Consider the following 17,126-nt stretch of genomic DNA (forward strand, 5'->3'; position numbering starts at 1 on the left):
GGCGCCCGTCGTGGTCTGGCCTGCCAAGCCACGCACGAAACCCCCTCGAATTTTTTCGCACCTCGCGCTTGCTCTCGGATACGTTGGGCTCGGAGAGGAGAGGGTAGGGTCGTGAAAAACGCAATTGGGGTTCGTCGAAAGGCATCACGTTTCGTTGCGTTAGGACTTGCCTTCGGCGGCCTTTCGGCTGCCCTTCCGGCGCGCGCGGAAAACGCCCCGGCGGAGGCGCCGCCCGCTGCGCCCGAGGCCACGCCCGAGGCCGCGCCGGCGAAAAAGACGCCCGCGCCGTACTCTTTGCCCTTCATGCTTCGGCCCCTGACCGCGGGGAACGTGGTTCGTCTCGACACGACGCTCGCGTTCTCGACGACAAAGACCACGGTCCCGGTGCTTCTGCTCGGGAGCTACAAGATCCTGCCGAACCTCGCGGCCATCGTGCGGCTCGGCATGATCCACAGCGAGACGAAGGGGCCCGAGGGCATGAAGGCCACGTCGTTCATCAACCCCGCGATCGGCGCGCTTTACTCGATTCCGCTCGGCGAGTCGTGGAAAGTGGGCCTCTTCGCGGCCACGACGATCCCCGTGGGCACGGGCGGCGGCGACAAACCCGACGCGGCGACCCGCACGGCGAACCTGGACGGGATTTATGCGCGCGCCTCGATGGACAACGCGCTCTTCCAGATCAACTACATGACCCCGATCGTCGGGGCGGGCATCGGCTACATCGCGAACGGGATCACGCTGCAGGCCGAGGTGACGCTCCTCCAGCTCCTGCGCGTGCGGGGCGCCACGCTCGACAAGGACGCGGCGCGGACAAACCTCACGGCGGGCCTGCATTTCGGCTGGTTCGTCCTTCCGCAGCTCTCGATCGGCACCGAGCTGCGTTACCAGTTGTGGGTCTCGAACGGGACGATCGAGAAAGGCCCGGATCCCACGCGGATCGACAACTGGACGCTCGGCTTCGGCCCCCGCGGGCACTTCAAGCTGAACGACAAGATGTGGCTACGTCCCGGTGTCTCCCTGACGATGGGCCTCGATCTGCCGACCGGATTCTCCTCGGGCGGCCTCGAGTACAAGATCGTGCAGATCGACGTGCCGTTCGTCTTTTAACCTACGGCCGCGTGCAGCACCTCGCGCGTCGCGCCGAGCAAGCGCTGGTAATGCTCGGGCACGGGGCGCAGGCCCGCCATGAACATCACGAGGCCGCCGGGGCGCATCTCCAGGTGACCCTGAAACCCCCAGCTCGCGAGCATGGAGCGCAAGCGCGAAGGGAACGCGGCGGCGGCCTCGGCGGGCGAGACGGCGAACGTCGTGACGTGCGCATCCCAGAGTTTGTCGCCGATCTCGACCTTCGGCGGCGGCGCGCTTTCGAGGTAAGCGACGCGCGTGACGAAGTGCTCGCCGACCCGCATGGCCGCGCGGCGCACGAGGCGCGGGTGCGTCGCGTACGCGAAGACGGTTCGTTCGAGCGGCTCGGTGTCGAGGTCCGTGGCGTACCAGGGCTCGACGAGCACGTACGGGCCGTGCGGCGTATGGCGCGTGACCGCGTGGAGGTACTGGCCCGGGGGCGCGATGTTGTCGTGCGGCTCCCACGGGCGGAACCAGCTCTCCCCGGGGAAAGGGTTCCACGTGAAGCCATTCGCGTACGCCCACGCGCCGATACGCTCCGCGCTGAAGGATCTCTGAGGGCCCGACACGCGGCGAGAGCGTAATCCGGGAGGCTCGCGAAGCAAAGGCCGAAGAGGACGGGCTCGCGAAACGCGGCGGAGGAGGGTATCCTCGACGCGGGACGGCATGACACGGATCGCGCCGCTGGCGACGTCACACGCAGGGGATCGCCTGGCCGACGGGATGCGGGTGTTCGCCTTGCCTCCGCCGGAAATCGGGGACGTACGTTCGGTCGGAAGTACGGTGCAGGCCGGCGAGAAGCCGGTGACGCTCTCGCTGCGCATCGCGCGGACGTCCGTGCTCGTGGGGCTCGCCGCGGTCGCCGTGGGCTTGGTCTCGTTCGTGCCCATCGGCATCCTGGTATGGCTGCTGCGGCAGACGTTCGGCCTCGGCTCTCCGTGGACGGAGTCGATCGCAGGCGTGCTCGCCGCGATCGCGGCCGCCGCGGGGGCCTGGTTCGCGGCGCCGATCGCGTGGAAGGTGAATGGCCCGACCGCGTCGTGCACGTACGTCGGGAAGGACGGGCTCGCGCAGCACACGTGGGGGGATCCGCTGCCGCGCGTGGTGCTCCGCTTCGAGGACGCGCGCGCCCTGGTAAAGACCGTGCGCACCCGCCCAAAAGGCGAGACGAGCCGCGTCGAATTCGACCTGCGCTGGATGGGGCGCCGGAGCGTCGGCGCGGCGTTCCGGATCCACGGTCATTACGAGGGGGAGAAGCCGAGCGCGGGGGTGAAGTTGGAGCACCAACCGTATCACTTCGCCGTGGCGGCCGAGCGGGCCTGGAACGACTGGCTCCTTCGAAAGGCGCGAGAGGATGTGGAAGCACACGGCGCGATCGAGATCGGCCGCGATGCGCGGGACCCTTCGAGGCGCGCGCGGATAGGGCTCGGATTCATTGAGCTTTTCGACGGCGAACGCGTGGAACGGTGGAGCACGATCGAAGTGGACGAGATCGACGTGAAGGGCGGGACGGTCGTGATCCGCAGGATCGATCCGATGCGGGGAAAGCGCTCGATCGAGCGCCGCTATCCGGGCAGCGCGCCGGGTGCGATGGATAACGAGAGCTTTTTTCCGCTCGTGCTTCGCGAGATTGCGGGATTGCCCGTGGAACAACACGAGCCGGGCCTGGGAGAGAGACGCGTGGCGGGGTAGACATCGCGCGGTTTCCGTCTTAGACGAGGTCCCCCAGCGACGTCACGCGTCGCCTGCGAAGCCCGACCCATGAAGCTTCACGAACGGCTCGCCGCCCTGGAATCCTCCCCGGTCCCGACCTGGGTGTTCGATCTCGACTTTTTCCGGCAGCGCTGGGCGAACAAACCCGCCCTCGAGCTTTGGCGTGCGAGCACCACGGAGGAGCTCTACGGCCGCGATTACTCCGATATGTCGGAGTCGACGCGAGCGCGGATGCGCGGGTACATCGATGGATTCCGCGTAGGGCGGACGGCCGAAGAGGAATGGACGCTCTATCCGAAGGGCGAGCCCGTGACGGTGAAGCTCTTCATGACGGGCGTGCCGCTCGACGACGGCCGGACGGGCGTGCTGATCCAGGGGTTCGTCAAGGAGAAGGCGCCGAGCCCGGATCTCGTGCGCAGCATCGAGGCGCTGCGGCACACGTCGGTGATGGTGACGCTGCTCGACATGGCGGGGGAGATTGTCCTGCAAAACCCTGCGGCCCAGCGGGCGTTTGGGGCCTCGGCGCCATTTCATGTGCGCTTCCCGGACGACGTGGTCCCGGAGACGTTGCTCGCGGCGGCGCGGGACGGGGAGGTGTTTTCGCTGGAGACCGCCGTGCGCACGGAATCGGGCGAGTGCTGGCACGCAATCGAGGCGCGCACGCTGCCGGATCCCGCGACGGGGCAGACGGTGATCCTCGTGCACCACACCGACGAGACGGCGCGGCGCGGGGCGGAGCGGCGGGCGGCCGAGGAGGGGCAGCTCGCGGAGGCGCTGCGGGGGACGCTCGCGCTCGTGGAGCGGCAGAAGCAGGAGATCCTCGCCCTCTCGGCGCCGGTGCTCGAAGTCTCGGCCCGCACGATCGCGCTGCCGATCATCGGGGCGCTCGATGCGGCGCGCGCGGCGGAGATGGAAGGCCGGATCCTCGGGGCCGTTTCGGCGCGCGGCGCCGAGCACGTGATCCTGGATCTGACCGGCGCGGACGCGCTCACGGCGGAGACGGCCGAGCAAGTGGCGCGCCTCGGACATGCGATTCGTCTGCTCGGGGCGCGGCCGATCGCCACGGGCATCACGTCGAAGCTCGCGCGGACGTTGGTCCATGCCAATGTGGACCTCGGGGGGATCCTTTTGCTCCGGAGCCTGCGCGACGGAATCGAGGCGGCGCGGCGTGAGCGGACGTAAAATCGTTTCCCGGGCAAAAGCTTGGTGCGGGGGGACTGGCCGACGCACCATGCCCGCATGATATTGGTGGCTGTTGCGTAGGGAGCAGGTTTTTGGCGCGAGTCGCTGGGTACGACCGCGCCGAAAAGCCATCGGACCCCGTGGTAGCGCGTCCGAGACAAACCGCGTACGGCGATAGGACCGGGCGCGCCTCCGCGGAGGGGGCGGGGATTGTCATGAAGCGTGACATGCATGGATTGTTCACGGTCGCTCTGGCGCTCGTGCTGGGAGCGGGCTGCGGTGAGACGTCGGTCTCCGAAATGGGAGAGGCCGAGCCCCTCGGGGAAAACGAGGAGGCGCTCACCAATTGCTTGGTCGATGCCACGAAGGAGCTTTTCATCACGGATCTTTCGGTGATCCAGGACGATCGAGCGCGCGGATTCGGAAAATGGTCGTTCGGGTACGCGGTTCAGGAAATGACGAAGGGCCACGCCGAGCAGGAGTTCCTCAAGAGATTCATGGAATCGTGGCTCACCGATCAGACCGTCGACGGGCTCATGATCAAGGCGCGCCCGCGGATGGAGGAGCTCGTGCTCGCGCCCTGGCGGGCGAAGAGCGCGGACGGCAAGACGTACGAGCTCGACAAGGCGCCGATGTCTCTGCTCGCCATCGTGTATCGGCTTGATTTGCGCAAGAGGTTGAACGTGGGCGAGGGGGTGGGCGAGGGGCGGCTCGTGTACCAGGTGCATGGGCCCGACGGGCGCGCCCTGCCGTTCACCATGATCTTCGAATACAAGCTGCCGGCGAACCGGGGCCAGACGCCGGAGTCGTGGGCGCGCGAGTTCCACGCGCTCGGAGCGCTGCCGTTCGGGTCCGATTACAACGCGCAGCTCGAAGCGCTGACCGAGAAATTCGTGAGCGCGAAGTCGTGGCAAGGGATGCCCGCGGGCAGCGTGCTGAACCAGCTCCGGACGAACGAGATCGCCTTGACCTCCGGCGACGCGACGCCCCTGTGGGAGTTGCGGCAATTCGAGATCGACTCGCGCGGCAGGCTCTTGCCGGCGAGCGTGGGGTTGACGCCGGACCTCGTCCACAACAAGACGCCGCTCCTCACCGAGTTCGTGCGGCAGAACGAGCGCAAGATCCTGGACGGGACGTACAAGGTGGGGGCCCGGTTCAAGGGCCAACCATTCAACGGTGGATCGGCCCGCGTGCCGACGAACACCTTCATCTGGGAGATCCCCGACGTGGCCGACGATCTTCGGCAGAAGTTCTCGGTCGGGACGTGCAATGGTTGCCACGCAGGCGAGACGAGCACGAACTTCCTTCACGTGTCACGGAGCCGCAGCGGCCCGGAGACGCGTATCTCGGATTTCATCCTGCAAAAGGAGCTGCCGTTCCGCGTGCAGGAGATGAGGTCGCTCGCGTGCCCGTGATGCGGGCCTACGCGTGAAGGAGGGCCGGGGCGACGCGTCCCCGGCCCGCGTCGCCCCCTGGGATTACCGGCGGCGGCGGCGCGCGCCGAGCCCACCCAAGGCGGCGATCGTCGCGAGGCCGAGCCAGCCAGGAATCGTGTCGTGGGGGCCGGCGGCGCGGCACTGGCAGGTGATGACGCCGCGGACAGCGCCATTGCCGTCGTCGTCGGGGCCGGCTCCGCCCGCGCCGCCGTTTCCGCCTCCGCCTGCGCCGCCGCCGCTGCCGCCATTTCCACCGCCGCCGCCGCTTCCGCCTGCGCCGCCGTTTCCGCTTCCACCTGCGCCGCCGCTTCCGCCCGCGCCTCCGCTGCCGCCGACCGCGCCGCTACACGTGGTGACGTGGGTCGGGCGTTTGGCTTCGCAATCCGTGGGGGAGGCGCAATCGGGATCGGAGAGCGCGGGCGGGCTCGTGCCTCCGCCGATGTCGCCGGGGTTCGGGTAGGCCGGCTCGATCGTCTCCCACTGGCTATTGAATTCCATGAACCCGAAGACCTTCTCCTGGTACGGCGCGGCGCCGCCCACGGACGGCTTCCACACGCCGCGGTTCGGGTCGTAGTTCGGGTTGTTCGGGTTGTTCACGTAGGCGAGGCCATTGTAGGCCCACGTGGCCGTGTACCAGTGCTCGACGACCTTGGGCTGGTTGTCGCCGACGCATTTCGTCGCCTTCCATTTCGCCGCGAGGATGCGGGTGCTCGTGGCGAGGTTGTAGAAGGGATCGGAGGCCACACGCTCGCGGTCGAAATCCGGGGTTTCCCCGACGTGCATCCCGCTCGTGACCTGGCCGATGCCATAGCCACAATCGAAGGAGATGATCGTGCGTGATGCGCCGCCGACCTGATCCGAAGGCAGCGTGGGGACGCAGAACTGGCGCCAGCCGGACTCGACCTTCGTGAGGGCCTTCAGCAATTCGCAAGGGAACCGCGCGGAGACGGATTGGTAAGGCTCGGGGTTACCGCAGCCCTGGCCGATGTCGGCGACGGAGGGGCCGTTATTCCCCCAGGCCGCGGGGCCCTGCGAGACGAGGTCGAAGATGTCGTTCCATTCGTCGTTCGTGGGGTTCGTCCCGGCCACGGCCTCGATGGCGCAGTCGTGATCGTTCGCGGGGCTCGACGCGGTGTAGGAGGGGCAATACGCGGCGGCGCCGCCACTCGCGGCGAGGAGGGCGAGCGAGGCGGCAGCGGCGAGGGGAAGCTTGGGGCTCAAAGCGCACCTCCATTCTCGAGGTAAAACCCGGCCACGGCCACGCGGCTCCCGCGGGGCGCAGGGAGGACGGCGGCGGCGCCGGTCTCCGTGTCGACGAGGAAAGGCACGGCGAGCGCGCTCGGCTGCGTGTGCAAGGCGGCGATCCAGCGGGAATCGGCTGTCGTGGCGGCGACGAGGTCGACGCCGGGGCCGAGGGGGCCGGAGATTCGTGCCTCAGCGTCGAGCGTGGAGAGGCCACGGCCCGGCGGATTGTAAAGGACGCCGCCGCTCGGGAGGACCGCGGGGGCGAGGTTCATGTTGGGGCTCGAAAAGAGCCGGCGCGCGCGGCCCGAGGCGAGGTCGATTTCGTCGACGACCCAGGTGCGGCTGTTCGTCTCGTGGCGCCCTTGGAAGACGAGTTTTTCCCCGCGGGCATCGACGGAAAAATCGCGGGCGAAGGCCGGGAGGTCGTCGACGATGGGACGTACGGCGCCGCTGTCGGGATCCACGGCGACGATATCGGCGTGATCGGGCAGGACACGATAAAGGAGGATCTCGCTACCGGCCGCGCCCGCGAGGAAAAGGAGGTGGCCGTGCTCGGCGTGGACGGCGCGGGTGTTTCCGGTCGCGAGGTCGACCTCGTCGACGGTGAGGGGATCGACGCGCAATCGGCCCTCGATTTCAGTGCCTGCGCGGCCGCGGGAGACGAAGACGCGGCCGGCCGGGGTGACGAGGGGGCGGCTCGCGTGGACGACCCCGGCGACGAGCGCCTCGGGCGGCGCGTGGGGCCGCAGGCGGAAGAGCGAGGCATTAAAGGAGGCGTCGCGCGAGGGCGTGGTATCGGCCGTGGCGAGGACGTACGGCGTGCCCGGGACGACGGCGGCGCGCACGGTGGCGTCGGGCAGGTGCGCGAACGTGGCGACAGGGGCGGGATCCGCGCCTCCGCCGGCCTGGACGAGATAAAGAGAGGTGACCTCGGCGCCCGGGAACGTGGCCAGGACGGCCACGCGAGGCCCCCGGACTTCGGGCGGCGCTGCGGCGTGCGCGGGCGTCGCGCCCTCGGGTCCGGCGGCTGCGAATGCGAGTGCGACCGCGACGCACGAGGCGCCGAGGCCGAGGAGGAGCTTTCGCGTGAACATGGAGGAAGGGTAATGCCCGGCGGGGACTACGGAAAGTTCGGTGCAAGAGAATCTGAGGATCTCGGTGTTTCGGCGCGCGTCGGCGGTTTGACGGGCGCGCATCCGTCCTCGCCGGCGGGGCCGAGGGTCGCGCCCCCGACGCGGCGCGACAAGGCCTGGAATCGACCAAAGAAGTGGGATTCGTAGGCCTTGCGCCTCGGGTCGCGGGCGAGGGGGATCGGCTCGATGCCGTGAATGCGGAAGGGGCACGCGAAGAGGCGGGGCGGGGCGCCCTTTTCGAGCTCGATTTTCACGGAGAGGCCCATCTCGGTCCAGGGATGGCCGCTGTGCATGCGCATGAGCAGGTTGCCGAGGCTGTAGACGATGGGCTTTCCGGCGTGGAACGAGACGCCTTGCACGACGTGCGGGTGGTGGCCGAGGAAGGCGTCGGCGCCCGCGTCGAGGACGGCCTCGGCGAGGGCGCGCGTGCCGGGGAGCGGATCTTCGCGGTATTCCTCGCCGCCGTGATGACTGACGAGGATGCCGTCGATGTCGCCTCGTGCGCGGAGCGCCCGCACGGCGCGGACGAGGGCTTCGCGATCGGCAGAGGCGACGTGGGCGCGGCCCGGGTGCTTGGAGAGGGCGCCCTGGTTCCAGACGTCGGTGACCGCGAGGAAGGCCAGGCGAAACCCGCGCCGCGTGACGATGGCGGGTTCGAAGGCCTTTTCGAGGGTCGCGCCCGTGCCCGCGTGCAGGATGGAGGCACGATCGAGGTGATCGAGCGTCTCCAGCAGGGCCGATTTACCGTAATCCCAGGCGTGGTTGTTTGCCGTGGAGACGACGTCGATCCCGGCGCGCGCGAGGGCGTCGGCCGAGGCGGGCGGGCCATTGAAGACGAGGTTGTTCTCGGGGGAGACGGTCTCGGTTCCCTGATCGCTGATCGGCCCCTCCAGGTTGACGAAGCGCACGTCCGCCGCGCGGAGGAGGTGTTCCATCGGCGCGAACAGGGCGCGGTCCGGCTCGCGCAGGAGGATCTGGCCGACGAGGCGGCCGAAGCTCACGTCGCCCGCGGCGAATACGGTGACGAATGCAGGGGAGTTTGTGGGGGCATCCGGCGCCGCGGCGTCGCGCGTGGCCTCGTCCCCGGCATCCGGGGGCTCCGGGGCGGGCGCCGCGGGCGCGGGCGCGAGATTCGTGGTGTCCGCGCGATCGTTCCCACATGCGGCGACGGCCACGACGAGCGCGAGGGCGAGGGGAGCTTTGACTCGATGCAGAGCCATGCGGAGGATTCCTCCGGGTAGCGCGTCGCCGAGCCTAACGCCATAGGCGCGCGACGATGATCCCGAGCTCGGCGAACACGACGAGGGTGGCGCATTGCAAGATGAACCGGTTTGTCGAGGAGTTCGGCTTCCCCCGCACCATTCGGTGGAGAAGGAGCATCATCGGCAGGCTCAGGAAGATCCCCGCGAAAAAACCTATCCAGAGCGGCTCGCAACACTCCGGGCCCGCGCTGCACACGAGGCTCGATCCTTCCCCGTCCGATTCGACACAGTGGCTCGGCGCGAGGCCGAACATGACCAACGGGGTCACGATGAGGCCGACGAAGCCAAGGGCGCAGCCGGCCGTGGACGCCGCGGCCTGGTGATCCATCGGGGGCGCCTCGCCGCTCGCCCGGAGGGGAGGCAAGGACGCGGCGAGGCGGACGAGGGCGTCGACGATACGCGCGCCGCGCGCCTGATCGGGCGCGGGCTGGGTGAACTCGACGAGATCGAGCGAGATCTCGCCGGCGCTCGTTTCGTCGATGCGGACCGTGTGGCATTTGTCGCGGAGGAGCGAGAGGATCGCGGCGCGGGTGTCGGGCGAGGCGAGGATGGCGCGGACGAGATCATCGTTGATCAACGTATCAATGAAGACCTCGTCGTCGAAGGAGGGGTCGCCGGTCTGGATCTCGTGATCCACGCCGCTCTTTTTGCCCTCACGATTCGACGCGGTCTCTTTGCGGAGCAGGAGGCGCATGGGCCTCGGGACGAGCAGCGGTCCTTCACGGCGGCCATTGCGATACCCCGCCGGGACGGCGCGCGGCGGCGAGCCGTGCTCCAGAATGGCGGTCTTCACGTCGAGGGAGTCGGTCGAGCCGGGGCTGAAGCGGACGTGGATGGTCCGGCCGTCCTCCCTGACGATGTCGAACGTGTTCGTGTCGGCCGAGACGCCGGCGAGGGCGCGGAGCTGCTCGACGAGGGTCTTGTCGGAGGGATCGATCCGGTTCACGTGGGATGTTCTACAGGGGTCGGGCGAGGGATTTCAACGATGGGCGCGCGGGCGGGGGCGGCCTTTCGCGGCATCGCGCGTGCAGACATGGAAGCGGTGAGCAAAGACGGTCTCCCCCGGGGGGCCGATCGCATTCGTCAGGAAGGGAGAATGACCATGGCCGTGCTCTCGACGTCCGCCTGGGTGCTGCATGATCTCGGCCTCGCCGCCGGCTTCGGTGGACCGCTCTTCGGCAAGCTCGCGCTTTCGCGCGCGGTCCAGGACATCGGCTCCGAGCAGGAGCGAGGACAGGTCCTCCACGACGCATGGAGCAACTACAACGTGGTGACCGCGGCGAGCCTGGGCGTCGCGGCGCTGACCTGGTTCATCGGCCGCGCGGCGATCTCGGGGCGCTCGATCGACGAGGAGACACGCGGGCTCGTCCTCGCGAAGGACATCCTGCTCGGCGCCGCCGTCCTCACGGGCGCGGCGAACATCCTGAGCGGTCAAGAGCTCGGCAAGCAGGCCCCGGAAGGCGCCGTGCCCGTGCAATCGGGGAGCGAGCCGTCGGCCCAGACGCCCGAGGAGGCAAGGGGGTTCATGCGGTTGTTGAACGTGATGGGACCGATCAACCTGGCGTGCACGGCAGGCGTGATTGGTATCACAGCGATTCTGGCGATGAAGTCGGGACAGTCGACGAAGTGGAGCTTCCTCTCGCGGTTCCTGCCCTGAACGGGCGCTCGTCCCCCGATTCGAAAGAGAAACGCGGCGCGCGTGGCCTCTCGGCCCGGGCGCCGCGTTTTTTGGGGGTATCAGGGAGCGGCCTTCGCCTTCACGTGTTTGTCGAGGAACTGGATCATCGCGGGGAACGCGACGAGTCGGTTCTTGCGCTTGGCGATGCCGTGGCCCTCGTCCTCGAAGGTCATGAGCTCGACGGGCAAGTTGCGCTTCTTGACGGCCTCGGCGATCTGGCGTGCCTCGCCGATGGGGACGCGGGGATCCCGGGTGCCGTGCACGACCATGAGCGGGGCCTTGATGCGGTCGACCTTGTGGATGGGGCTCACGCGGTCAAGGAAGGCGCCGTCCTTCGCCAGCGAGCCGTATTCGGCTTCGCGCAGGGCCCGGCGATAAGGCGCGGTTTGTTCGAGGAAGGTGCGGAAATTGGCGATGCCCACGATGTCGACGCCGGCCGCCCATTGATCGGGGTAGAGCGTGAGCCCGGCGAGGACCATGTATCCGCCATAGCTGCCGCCCATGAGCGCGATCCGCGTGGGATCGACGTCGGGGCGGGCCGCGATGAACTTGCCGACCTCGGAGAGATCCCGGACCGAGTCCTCGCGTTTCTCCTTGTCGTCGAGGTGGGAGAACGATTTGCCGTAGCCCGTCGAGCCGCGCACGTTCGGGGTCGCCACCGCATACCCGGCGAGCGCGAGTGATTGCACGAGCGGGCTGAAGGTGGGCTGGGCCTGTCCCTCGGGGCCGCCGTGCACGGAGATCACGACGGGCCGTTTCTCGCCGGCCGCGGGCGTCGTCTGGTAATAAAAAAACGAGACGGCGCGGCCGTCGGAGGTCTTCATCGTGAGGAGCTCCGGCGAGACGAGCTTCGAGGTGTCGATGCCCGCGTGGTGGCTCTTCGTCGCGCGCGTGACCGCGGCCGTCGCGACGTCGACGCGATAGACCTCGGTCGGGAGGTTCGGGCGCTCGAGGCCGACGAAGGCCGCGTCGCCGGTCGGGGCGAGGTTCACGCTCGTCACCACGCCGCCGAGGTCGGCCTTCTTCTTCGCCACGATCTTCCGCTTCGCGTCGAGCGTGACGACGTGCACCTCCTCCACGCCGCCGACGTTCACCGTGAGCGCGACGATGTCCTCGGGCTGGGATGCCTCGGCCTTGGGGCTCGTGTACGCGGGGACGGTGACGTCCTGCACGTCGTGATCGGGTTCGAAGATCGGGGTGATCTTGCCGCTGGTGATGTCGAGCGCCACGAGCGAGAGGAACTCACGGCCGCGATCGGTGAGCACGAGCAAGGACTTGCCGTCGCGCGTGAAGCGCGGGGCGCCCCAGCGCTCGTCACCCTTGTGCTTCGTGAGGAGCTTTTTCGTGCCGGTCTTCGCGTCGACGAGCCAGAGGTCTTGATCGAAGCCGGAGCGGACCTCGACGACGACGACACGATCGCCGTCGAAATCAGCGACGGCGTGGCTGCCCGAGAGCTCGGCGATGGGCTTCTTGCCGAAGTTGTCTTTTTTCGCGGGCAGCGCCTCGACGTAGAGGTCCATGTCCTTGCCGTTGCGCGCGTTCGAGGTGAACGCGAAGCGCTTGCCGGCGTCGTCGAAGACGGGGAGCGTGTGCTTGACCTTGGGCGCGTCCGTGAGCGCCTGCGTGGCCTCGGGCTTGTCGCCGGCCGCGAGGTCGAGCCAGTGGATCTGATCGTTCTCGTCGCCGCCCTTGTCCTTGAGGAACACGGCGCCCGCGCCGCCGGGCGCGACGCGCAAATCCGAGACGCGGTCCGGGAACTTGGTGAGCTGCACCGGGGCCTGCGGCTCGGCCGTGGGGGCCGCGTCGAGCGAGGCCGAGAAGATCTGCATCGTGCCCGGGGCATCCGAGAGGAACAGGAATTTCTCGCGGCCGAGCGCGCGGGGAGCCGTCGCGCGGTGCACGTCGAGGAGCTGTTCGAGCGTGATGCCCGAAGAGGGAGCGGCCTCGGCAGGAGGCGCGGGCGTCGTCTCCGGCAAAGGGCCGAACGTGGGAGGGACGAGGGCAGCCGGGGGGACCGGCACGGGCTTCGGCGGCTCCGGCGAGGCGCAGGAGGCGAGGCCCGTGGCGACGAGGAGGGCGAGTCGCGGAAGGCGCATGCGCGCGATGCTACCAGACGCGGCGCGATCAGAAACGGCCGACGAGGCCGAGCCCGGTCGGCGAGACGAACGGCCGCACCGAGACCTCGGAGGGATCGGTAGGCGGGTCGGGCGGCTTGCCGAGGAGCAGCATCGCGAGCCCCGCACCCGCGGCGAGGACGCCGGCGCTGCCGACGATGTCCCCCGCGAGCGCGAACCTGCGCGCCTGCGCGGCCTCGGGCCCGTCCTGCACGGGGGCATCGGAGGCCTTTTGAACACCAATCAATCCGACCGTGAGGCCCGACGCGAGGGCGACCGCGCCGCCGGCGAGGAGGAAGATCGGCACGATGGGCTGCTCGGGCGGGAGCGGCGGCGTGCCACCGCCGGGCGGCTTCAAGGGGCCGGGGCCGGGTCCCTTCGGGCCGAGCGGCACGAGCGTCACCGTGATCGCCTTCTGTTCGCCCTCGCCGACCTTGGCGCGCGTCGTGGCCTCGCGGTAGCCCTGCGCGCGCACGACGATCGTGTGCTCGCCCGGATCGACGATGCGCGGCAAGCCGAGCGCCGCCTGCGGGACCTCGGCGCCGTCGACGCGCATGCTGAGCGCGGGCGGCGCGGCGGGGGCGATGTGGATGTCGAGCCGGCCGACGCGCAGCTCGAGCGCGGCGATGGCGTCACGCGCCGGCTGCTCGTACGGCTTGTTGGCCGCGTTCTGCAGATCCGCCTCGACGAGGAAGGCGCGGAAGCTCTCGAGGGCGTCGACGAAGCGGCCGATCTCGCGGTTTGCGACGCCGAGGCTGTAGAGGGTGAGCGGCGCGCGCCGAAGGGCGAGCGAGCGCATGTATCGCTCGCGCGCCTCGGCCCAGCGGCCCTCCTGGGCGAGTTTGGCGCCGTCGCGGAAGAGCTCACGCGCGAGGGCAACGTCCGCAGGGCTCTGCGCATGCGCGAGCCCATGGCTCCAGAGCATCGCAACGAGGACGAGGGAGGAGACGATACGCCTCGGGATCACGGTCAAGGACGGTAGCGCTCCCCCGCGGAGATCAAGGTGCCGTTGTCGAGCCCGCTCCAGAGGAGGATCTCCTCGCCGGTCCAGACGGCGACGCCGTACTCGTGATCGGCCATCGAGGGCCAGGGCGGGATCGCGCTCCACGACGCGTTCGTGACGTCGTACGCGGCTCCGTCGAGCGCGATCTTCTGCGTCGTGTCGAGGCCGCCGGCGAGGACGGCGCGCGTGCCGGCGTAGCCCGCGACGCCGGTCCGGCCCATCGGCGCGGAGCGCTTTCCGTTCGTGGTCGTGGAACTCCAGACGTTGCTCATCGGGTCGTAGATCGCAGCGTCTTCGAAGGCGGCGCCGGCCACGTCGCGCCCGCCGTGCACGAGCATCGTGCCGTTCATCCACACGGTGAACGCATCATACCGCGCGGTGGGCGCGTTCAGGGTGGAAAGGCTGCGCCACTTGTTCATTACGGGATCGTAGCCAAAACCCTCGTTCGACGCGCCGGCGGCGAAGGGGCGGCCGCCGAAGAGGAGCATCTCCGTGCCGGACCAGACCCACCCGGTGTTCGTGCGGGCGTTCGGCGCGCTGGCGGTGCTCATCGAGCTCCACTTGTTCATGGCGGGGTCGTAGAGCGCGCCGCCCGCGATGGGCGAGCCGCCGCTGCTGCCGCCCCAGATGAGCACGCGGCTGCCCGTGGAGAACGCGACGGGCGTGCGCCGGCCGATGGGCGCGATGCCGACGTCGCTCCACGTGTCGGTCGTGAGATCGTAGAGCTTGCCGGTGTTCAGCGCGGTGGAGCCGTTCGCGGGGCCGCCGCCCCAGACGAGGACACGCTCGCCGGTCCACACCGCGACGGCGTCGACGCGCGGCTCGGGCGCGCCCATGGCGCTGACGGCCGTCCACGTGTCGGTCTTGGGATCGTAGAGCGCGCCGTCGCCGAGCGCGCCCTGCGCGTTCTGGCCGCCCCACACGAAGAGCTTCGTGCCCGCCCACGCGGCCGCAGCACGTTGCCGCGGCGTGGGCGCGTTCATGGGGGTCATCTCCACCCAGCCGGGCTGACAGACTCCGCTCGCACACGCGTGCCCCGCGAGGCAGTCCTTGAAACACGTGCCGCAGTGCTGCGGGTTCGAATCCAGGATCGCGCAGACCTCGCCGCAGGCCTGCGTCTCCCCGCCACACTGGAGGACACACGTGTTGCCGAGGCACTCGTGATCCGCGGGGCAGTCCGCCGTCTCGCAGCACGCCGCGCAGCCCGCGTCGCCGCAGCAGCGCTCACCGGCCGCGCAAGCCTGCCCGCAGCCTCCGCAGTGCTCGACGTTCGTCGTGACATCGACGCACGCTTCGGCGCAACACGCCTCGCTCGCGCTGCACGCGTTGTTGCACGGCGGAGCGCCGCCGCCCCCGTCGTTCCCGCTGCCGCCCGTGCCCGTGGCCGCGGCCCCGCCGACGTTTTCGAGGGGTTTGCCCGCGAGCTCCGACTCGGCGAGCAGCGAGCACGCGACGGGCGTGATCAGCAGGGGAAGGAGGAGGAGCGTGAGCGGCGTGCCACGAGCGTTCATGAGCTCAGAAGTTGGGTTCAGTGGGGACAGGCATGTTCGGACCCGGCCCCTTTTTGCCGCCGAGGGGCTTCGTGACGTTCGGCGCGTTCGTGCCCGGCGCGACCGGCTGCGCGGAGGCGTCGCTGCTGGCGCTCGATGCAGGCGCGGCGCTCGGGGGCGGCGCCGCGGAGGGCGTCGCGGGGAGGCTCGCGGCCTTCGTGTTGATCTCGCTCGGCAGCGGCGCGGTCAGGGCCGCGGGCGCGCGCGCGCTCGCATCGGTCTGCGTGGACGTATCTCCCTGCAGGTAGATCCACGCGCCCGCCGAGGCCGCGCCGACCGCGAGCGCGATCGGCCCGATCCAGAGCGCAGGCGAGCGTCGCTCGGGCGGGCGCGTGCTCGTCGTCGGCGAGGGGACGCTCGAAGGGGGGCGGATGGGGCCACTCGTCTCGGCGTCGCCCTCCGCGCTCTGCGTCGCAGGATCGACTGCCTCGCCGTCGACGTCCGACGGCATGCGCAGCGGAGCGATCTCGCGCTCGGAGATCATGCGCGGCCGCGGCGACGAGGGCTGCAGGGCGGACATCGGCGGCCTATCGGAGAGCGGCCGATGCTCCTCGGGTTCGAGCCAGTGGGCGCGGAGCGAGTTGCCCGCGGCGTCGGTCTCCACGCCGTGGCTCTGCGCCCACGCGGCGAGCGCGGCGCCGAGTTCGCGCATCGACTGCCAGCGATCGTCGGCCTCTTTCAGGAGGCCTCGTTGCACGATCGACCAGAGCTCCTCGTCGTCGATCTCGTGCACGGACCAGGGCTCCGGATCGCGCAGCAAGATCGCGCTGAGCAGCGCGTTGTAGTTCCCGCCGTCGAAGGGCCTGAGGCCTGTCGTGACCTCGTAGAGCATCACGCAGAACGCCCAGATGTCGGTGCGATGATCGACGTCGCTGCGACCACACGCTTGCTCGGGCGACATGTAGTGCGGGCTGCCGAGGATCACGCCCGCCTGCGTCGTCGTGCGCACGACCTCCTCGTGGTGCAGCTTCGCGATGCCGAAGTCGACGATCTTGGGCACGACAGCGCCGCGATCGTCGGTCACGAGCAGGACGTTGTCGGGCTTGAGATCCCGATGGACGATGCCCTTCGCGTGCGCGGCCGCGAGCGCGCTCGCGACGGGCAGGAGCGTGCGCACGGCGGCCGCGGGCGAGAGCCTGCGACGGCGCGAGATCGTCTGCCCGAGCGACTCGCCGTGCAGGACCTCCATCACGATGAAGGGGTCCTTCTGCTCCGTCGTGCCGAAGTCGAACACGCGCACGATCGAGGGATGCCCGATGCGCGCCGCGGCCCGCGCTTCTTGCAGGAGGCGCTGCGACGCCTCGGCCGTGGCGAAGTCGCGGCGGATGAGCTTGACGGCGACGTCGATGTCGAGCGTGAGGTTTTTCGCGAGCCACACCGCGCCCATGCCGCCCTCGCCGAGGACCTTCGAGAGCCGATACTTGCCGGCGATCACGTCCCCGGCGAGGTAACTCGCGGCGGGCGAGGCCTCGAACGGCGTGGAGCGCGGCGGCGTGGAGCGCGGCATTCCGGAGCGGGGCGCGTCCTGCGTGTCGGCCATGGCTCGCGCCTCCGCCTCCGAGGGATCGGGGTTCTCCGCTGCGCCCGTGATCGCGGCGCTGCTCGGCGGTCGAGCGGACGCGGGCGGGTGTTGAGACGAAGGCGGCATGAGGAAGCGAAGGGTACGCCCGAGCCGGGCACGCGGA

At 69.6% G+C, this 17,126-nt stretch carries 14 protein-coding genes; 5 read left to right on the top strand and 9 right to left on the bottom strand.

Features of this window, described 5'->3' with window-relative positions:
- The first annotated feature begins 111 nt into the window (after positions 1 to 111).
- Positions 112 to 1,107 (top strand): hypothetical protein, encoded by a 996-nt coding sequence (locus QHF89_RS33360; protein WP_136970521.1) that lies wholly within the window; start codon positions 112 to 114, stop codon positions 1,105 to 1,107.
- Here the strand turns inward: QHF89_RS33360 and QHF89_RS33365 are convergent.
- Positions 1,104 to 1,694: a hypothetical protein gene (locus QHF89_RS33365; RefSeq protein WP_136970522.1), complete on the bottom strand. Its 591-nt coding sequence runs from the start codon at positions 1,692 to 1,694 to the stop codon at positions 1,104 to 1,106. The genes QHF89_RS33360 and QHF89_RS33365 overlap by 4 nt on opposite strands.
- Positions 1,695 to 1,791: 97 nt before the next feature.
- Between QHF89_RS33365 and QHF89_RS33370 the strand changes: the two genes are divergently transcribed.
- From QHF89_RS33370 to QHF89_RS33380, 3 genes are all read left to right on the top strand, one after another.
- Positions 1,792 to 2,817: a hypothetical protein gene (locus tag QHF89_RS33370; RefSeq protein ID WP_136970523.1), complete on the top strand. Its 1,026-nt coding sequence runs from the start codon at positions 1,792 to 1,794 to the stop codon at positions 2,815 to 2,817.
- Between the two features lie 69 nt (positions 2,818 to 2,886).
- Positions 2,887 to 4,020, top strand: a complete 1,134-nt coding sequence (locus QHF89_RS33375) for a PAS domain-containing protein (RefSeq protein ID WP_136970524.1) — start codon at positions 2,887 to 2,889, stop codon at positions 4,018 to 4,020.
- 215 nt (positions 4,021 to 4,235) lie between these two features.
- A complete protein-coding gene (locus QHF89_RS33380) occupies positions 4,236 to 5,435 on the top strand; it encodes a hypothetical protein (RefSeq protein WP_136970525.1) in 1,200 nt (399 codons plus the stop codon).
- 63 nt (positions 5,436 to 5,498) lie between these two features.
- Here QHF89_RS33380 and QHF89_RS33385 read toward each other — a convergent pair whose 3' ends face one another.
- From QHF89_RS33385 to QHF89_RS33400, 4 genes are read right to left on the bottom strand one after another with little or no spacing between them, the layout of a single operon-like run.
- On the bottom strand, positions 5,499 to 6,677 hold the full coding sequence (locus tag QHF89_RS33385; protein WP_136970526.1) for an MYXO-CTERM sorting domain-containing protein: 1,179 nt from the start codon (positions 6,675 to 6,677) through the stop codon (positions 5,499 to 5,501).
- Positions 6,674 to 7,795, bottom strand: a complete 1,122-nt coding sequence (locus QHF89_RS33390) for a TolB-like translocation protein (protein ID WP_136970527.1) — start codon at positions 7,793 to 7,795, stop codon at positions 6,674 to 6,676. Before QHF89_RS33390 ends, QHF89_RS33385 begins: the two co-directional genes overlap by 4 nt.
- Before the next feature lie 26 nt (positions 7,796 to 7,821).
- Entirely contained in the window at positions 7,822 to 9,054 is a 1,233-nt protein-coding gene (locus tag QHF89_RS33395) for a CapA family protein (protein ID WP_136970528.1), read from the bottom strand.
- A gap of 34 nt (positions 9,055 to 9,088) precedes the next feature.
- On the bottom strand, positions 9,089 to 10,042 hold the full coding sequence (locus tag QHF89_RS33400; protein ID WP_136970529.1) for a hypothetical protein: 954 nt from the start codon (positions 10,040 to 10,042) through the stop codon (positions 9,089 to 9,091).
- Positions 10,043 to 10,198: 156 nt separating this feature from the next.
- Here QHF89_RS33400 and QHF89_RS33405 point away from each other — a divergent pair, with 156 nt between their 5' ends.
- Positions 10,199 to 10,753 carry a hypothetical protein gene (locus QHF89_RS33405; RefSeq protein WP_136970530.1) on the top strand — a complete coding sequence of 185 codons (555 nt, stop codon included), beginning with the start codon at positions 10,199 to 10,201 and terminating at the stop codon, positions 10,751 to 10,753.
- An 80-nt stretch (positions 10,754 to 10,833) separates the two neighbouring features.
- Here QHF89_RS33405 and QHF89_RS33410 read toward each other — a convergent pair whose 3' ends face one another.
- From QHF89_RS33410 to QHF89_RS33425, 4 genes are read right to left on the bottom strand one after another with little or no spacing between them, the layout of a single operon-like run.
- Positions 10,834 to 12,870, bottom strand: coding sequence for an alpha/beta hydrolase family protein (locus QHF89_RS33410; RefSeq protein ID WP_136970531.1), 2,037 nt, complete (start codon positions 12,868 to 12,870; stop codon positions 10,834 to 10,836).
- A 28-nt stretch (positions 12,871 to 12,898) separates the two neighbouring features.
- Positions 12,899 to 13,855: a peptidase associated/transthyretin-like domain-containing protein gene (locus QHF89_RS33415; protein ID WP_136970532.1), complete on the bottom strand. Its 957-nt coding sequence runs from the start codon at positions 13,853 to 13,855 to the stop codon at positions 12,899 to 12,901.
- A gap of 2 nt (positions 13,856 to 13,857) precedes the next feature.
- The gene (locus tag QHF89_RS33420) at positions 13,858 to 15,402 is read right to left on the bottom strand and encodes a Kelch repeat-containing protein (RefSeq protein WP_136970533.1); all 1,545 of its coding nucleotides are present in this window, start codon (positions 15,400 to 15,402) and stop codon (positions 13,858 to 13,860) included.
- Positions 15,403 to 15,406: 4 nt separating this feature from the next.
- Positions 15,407 to 16,981 carry a serine/threonine-protein kinase gene (locus QHF89_RS33425; protein WP_136970534.1) on the bottom strand — a complete coding sequence of 525 codons (1,575 nt, stop codon included), beginning with the start codon at positions 16,979 to 16,981 and terminating at the stop codon, positions 15,407 to 15,409.
- Positions 16,982 to 17,126 lie beyond the last annotated feature (145 nt).

The sequence above is a fragment of the Polyangium sorediatum genome (assembly GCF_029946465.1).
Classification (GTDB): Bacteria; Myxococcota_A; Polyangia; order Polyangiales; family Polyangiaceae; genus Polyangium; species Polyangium fumosum.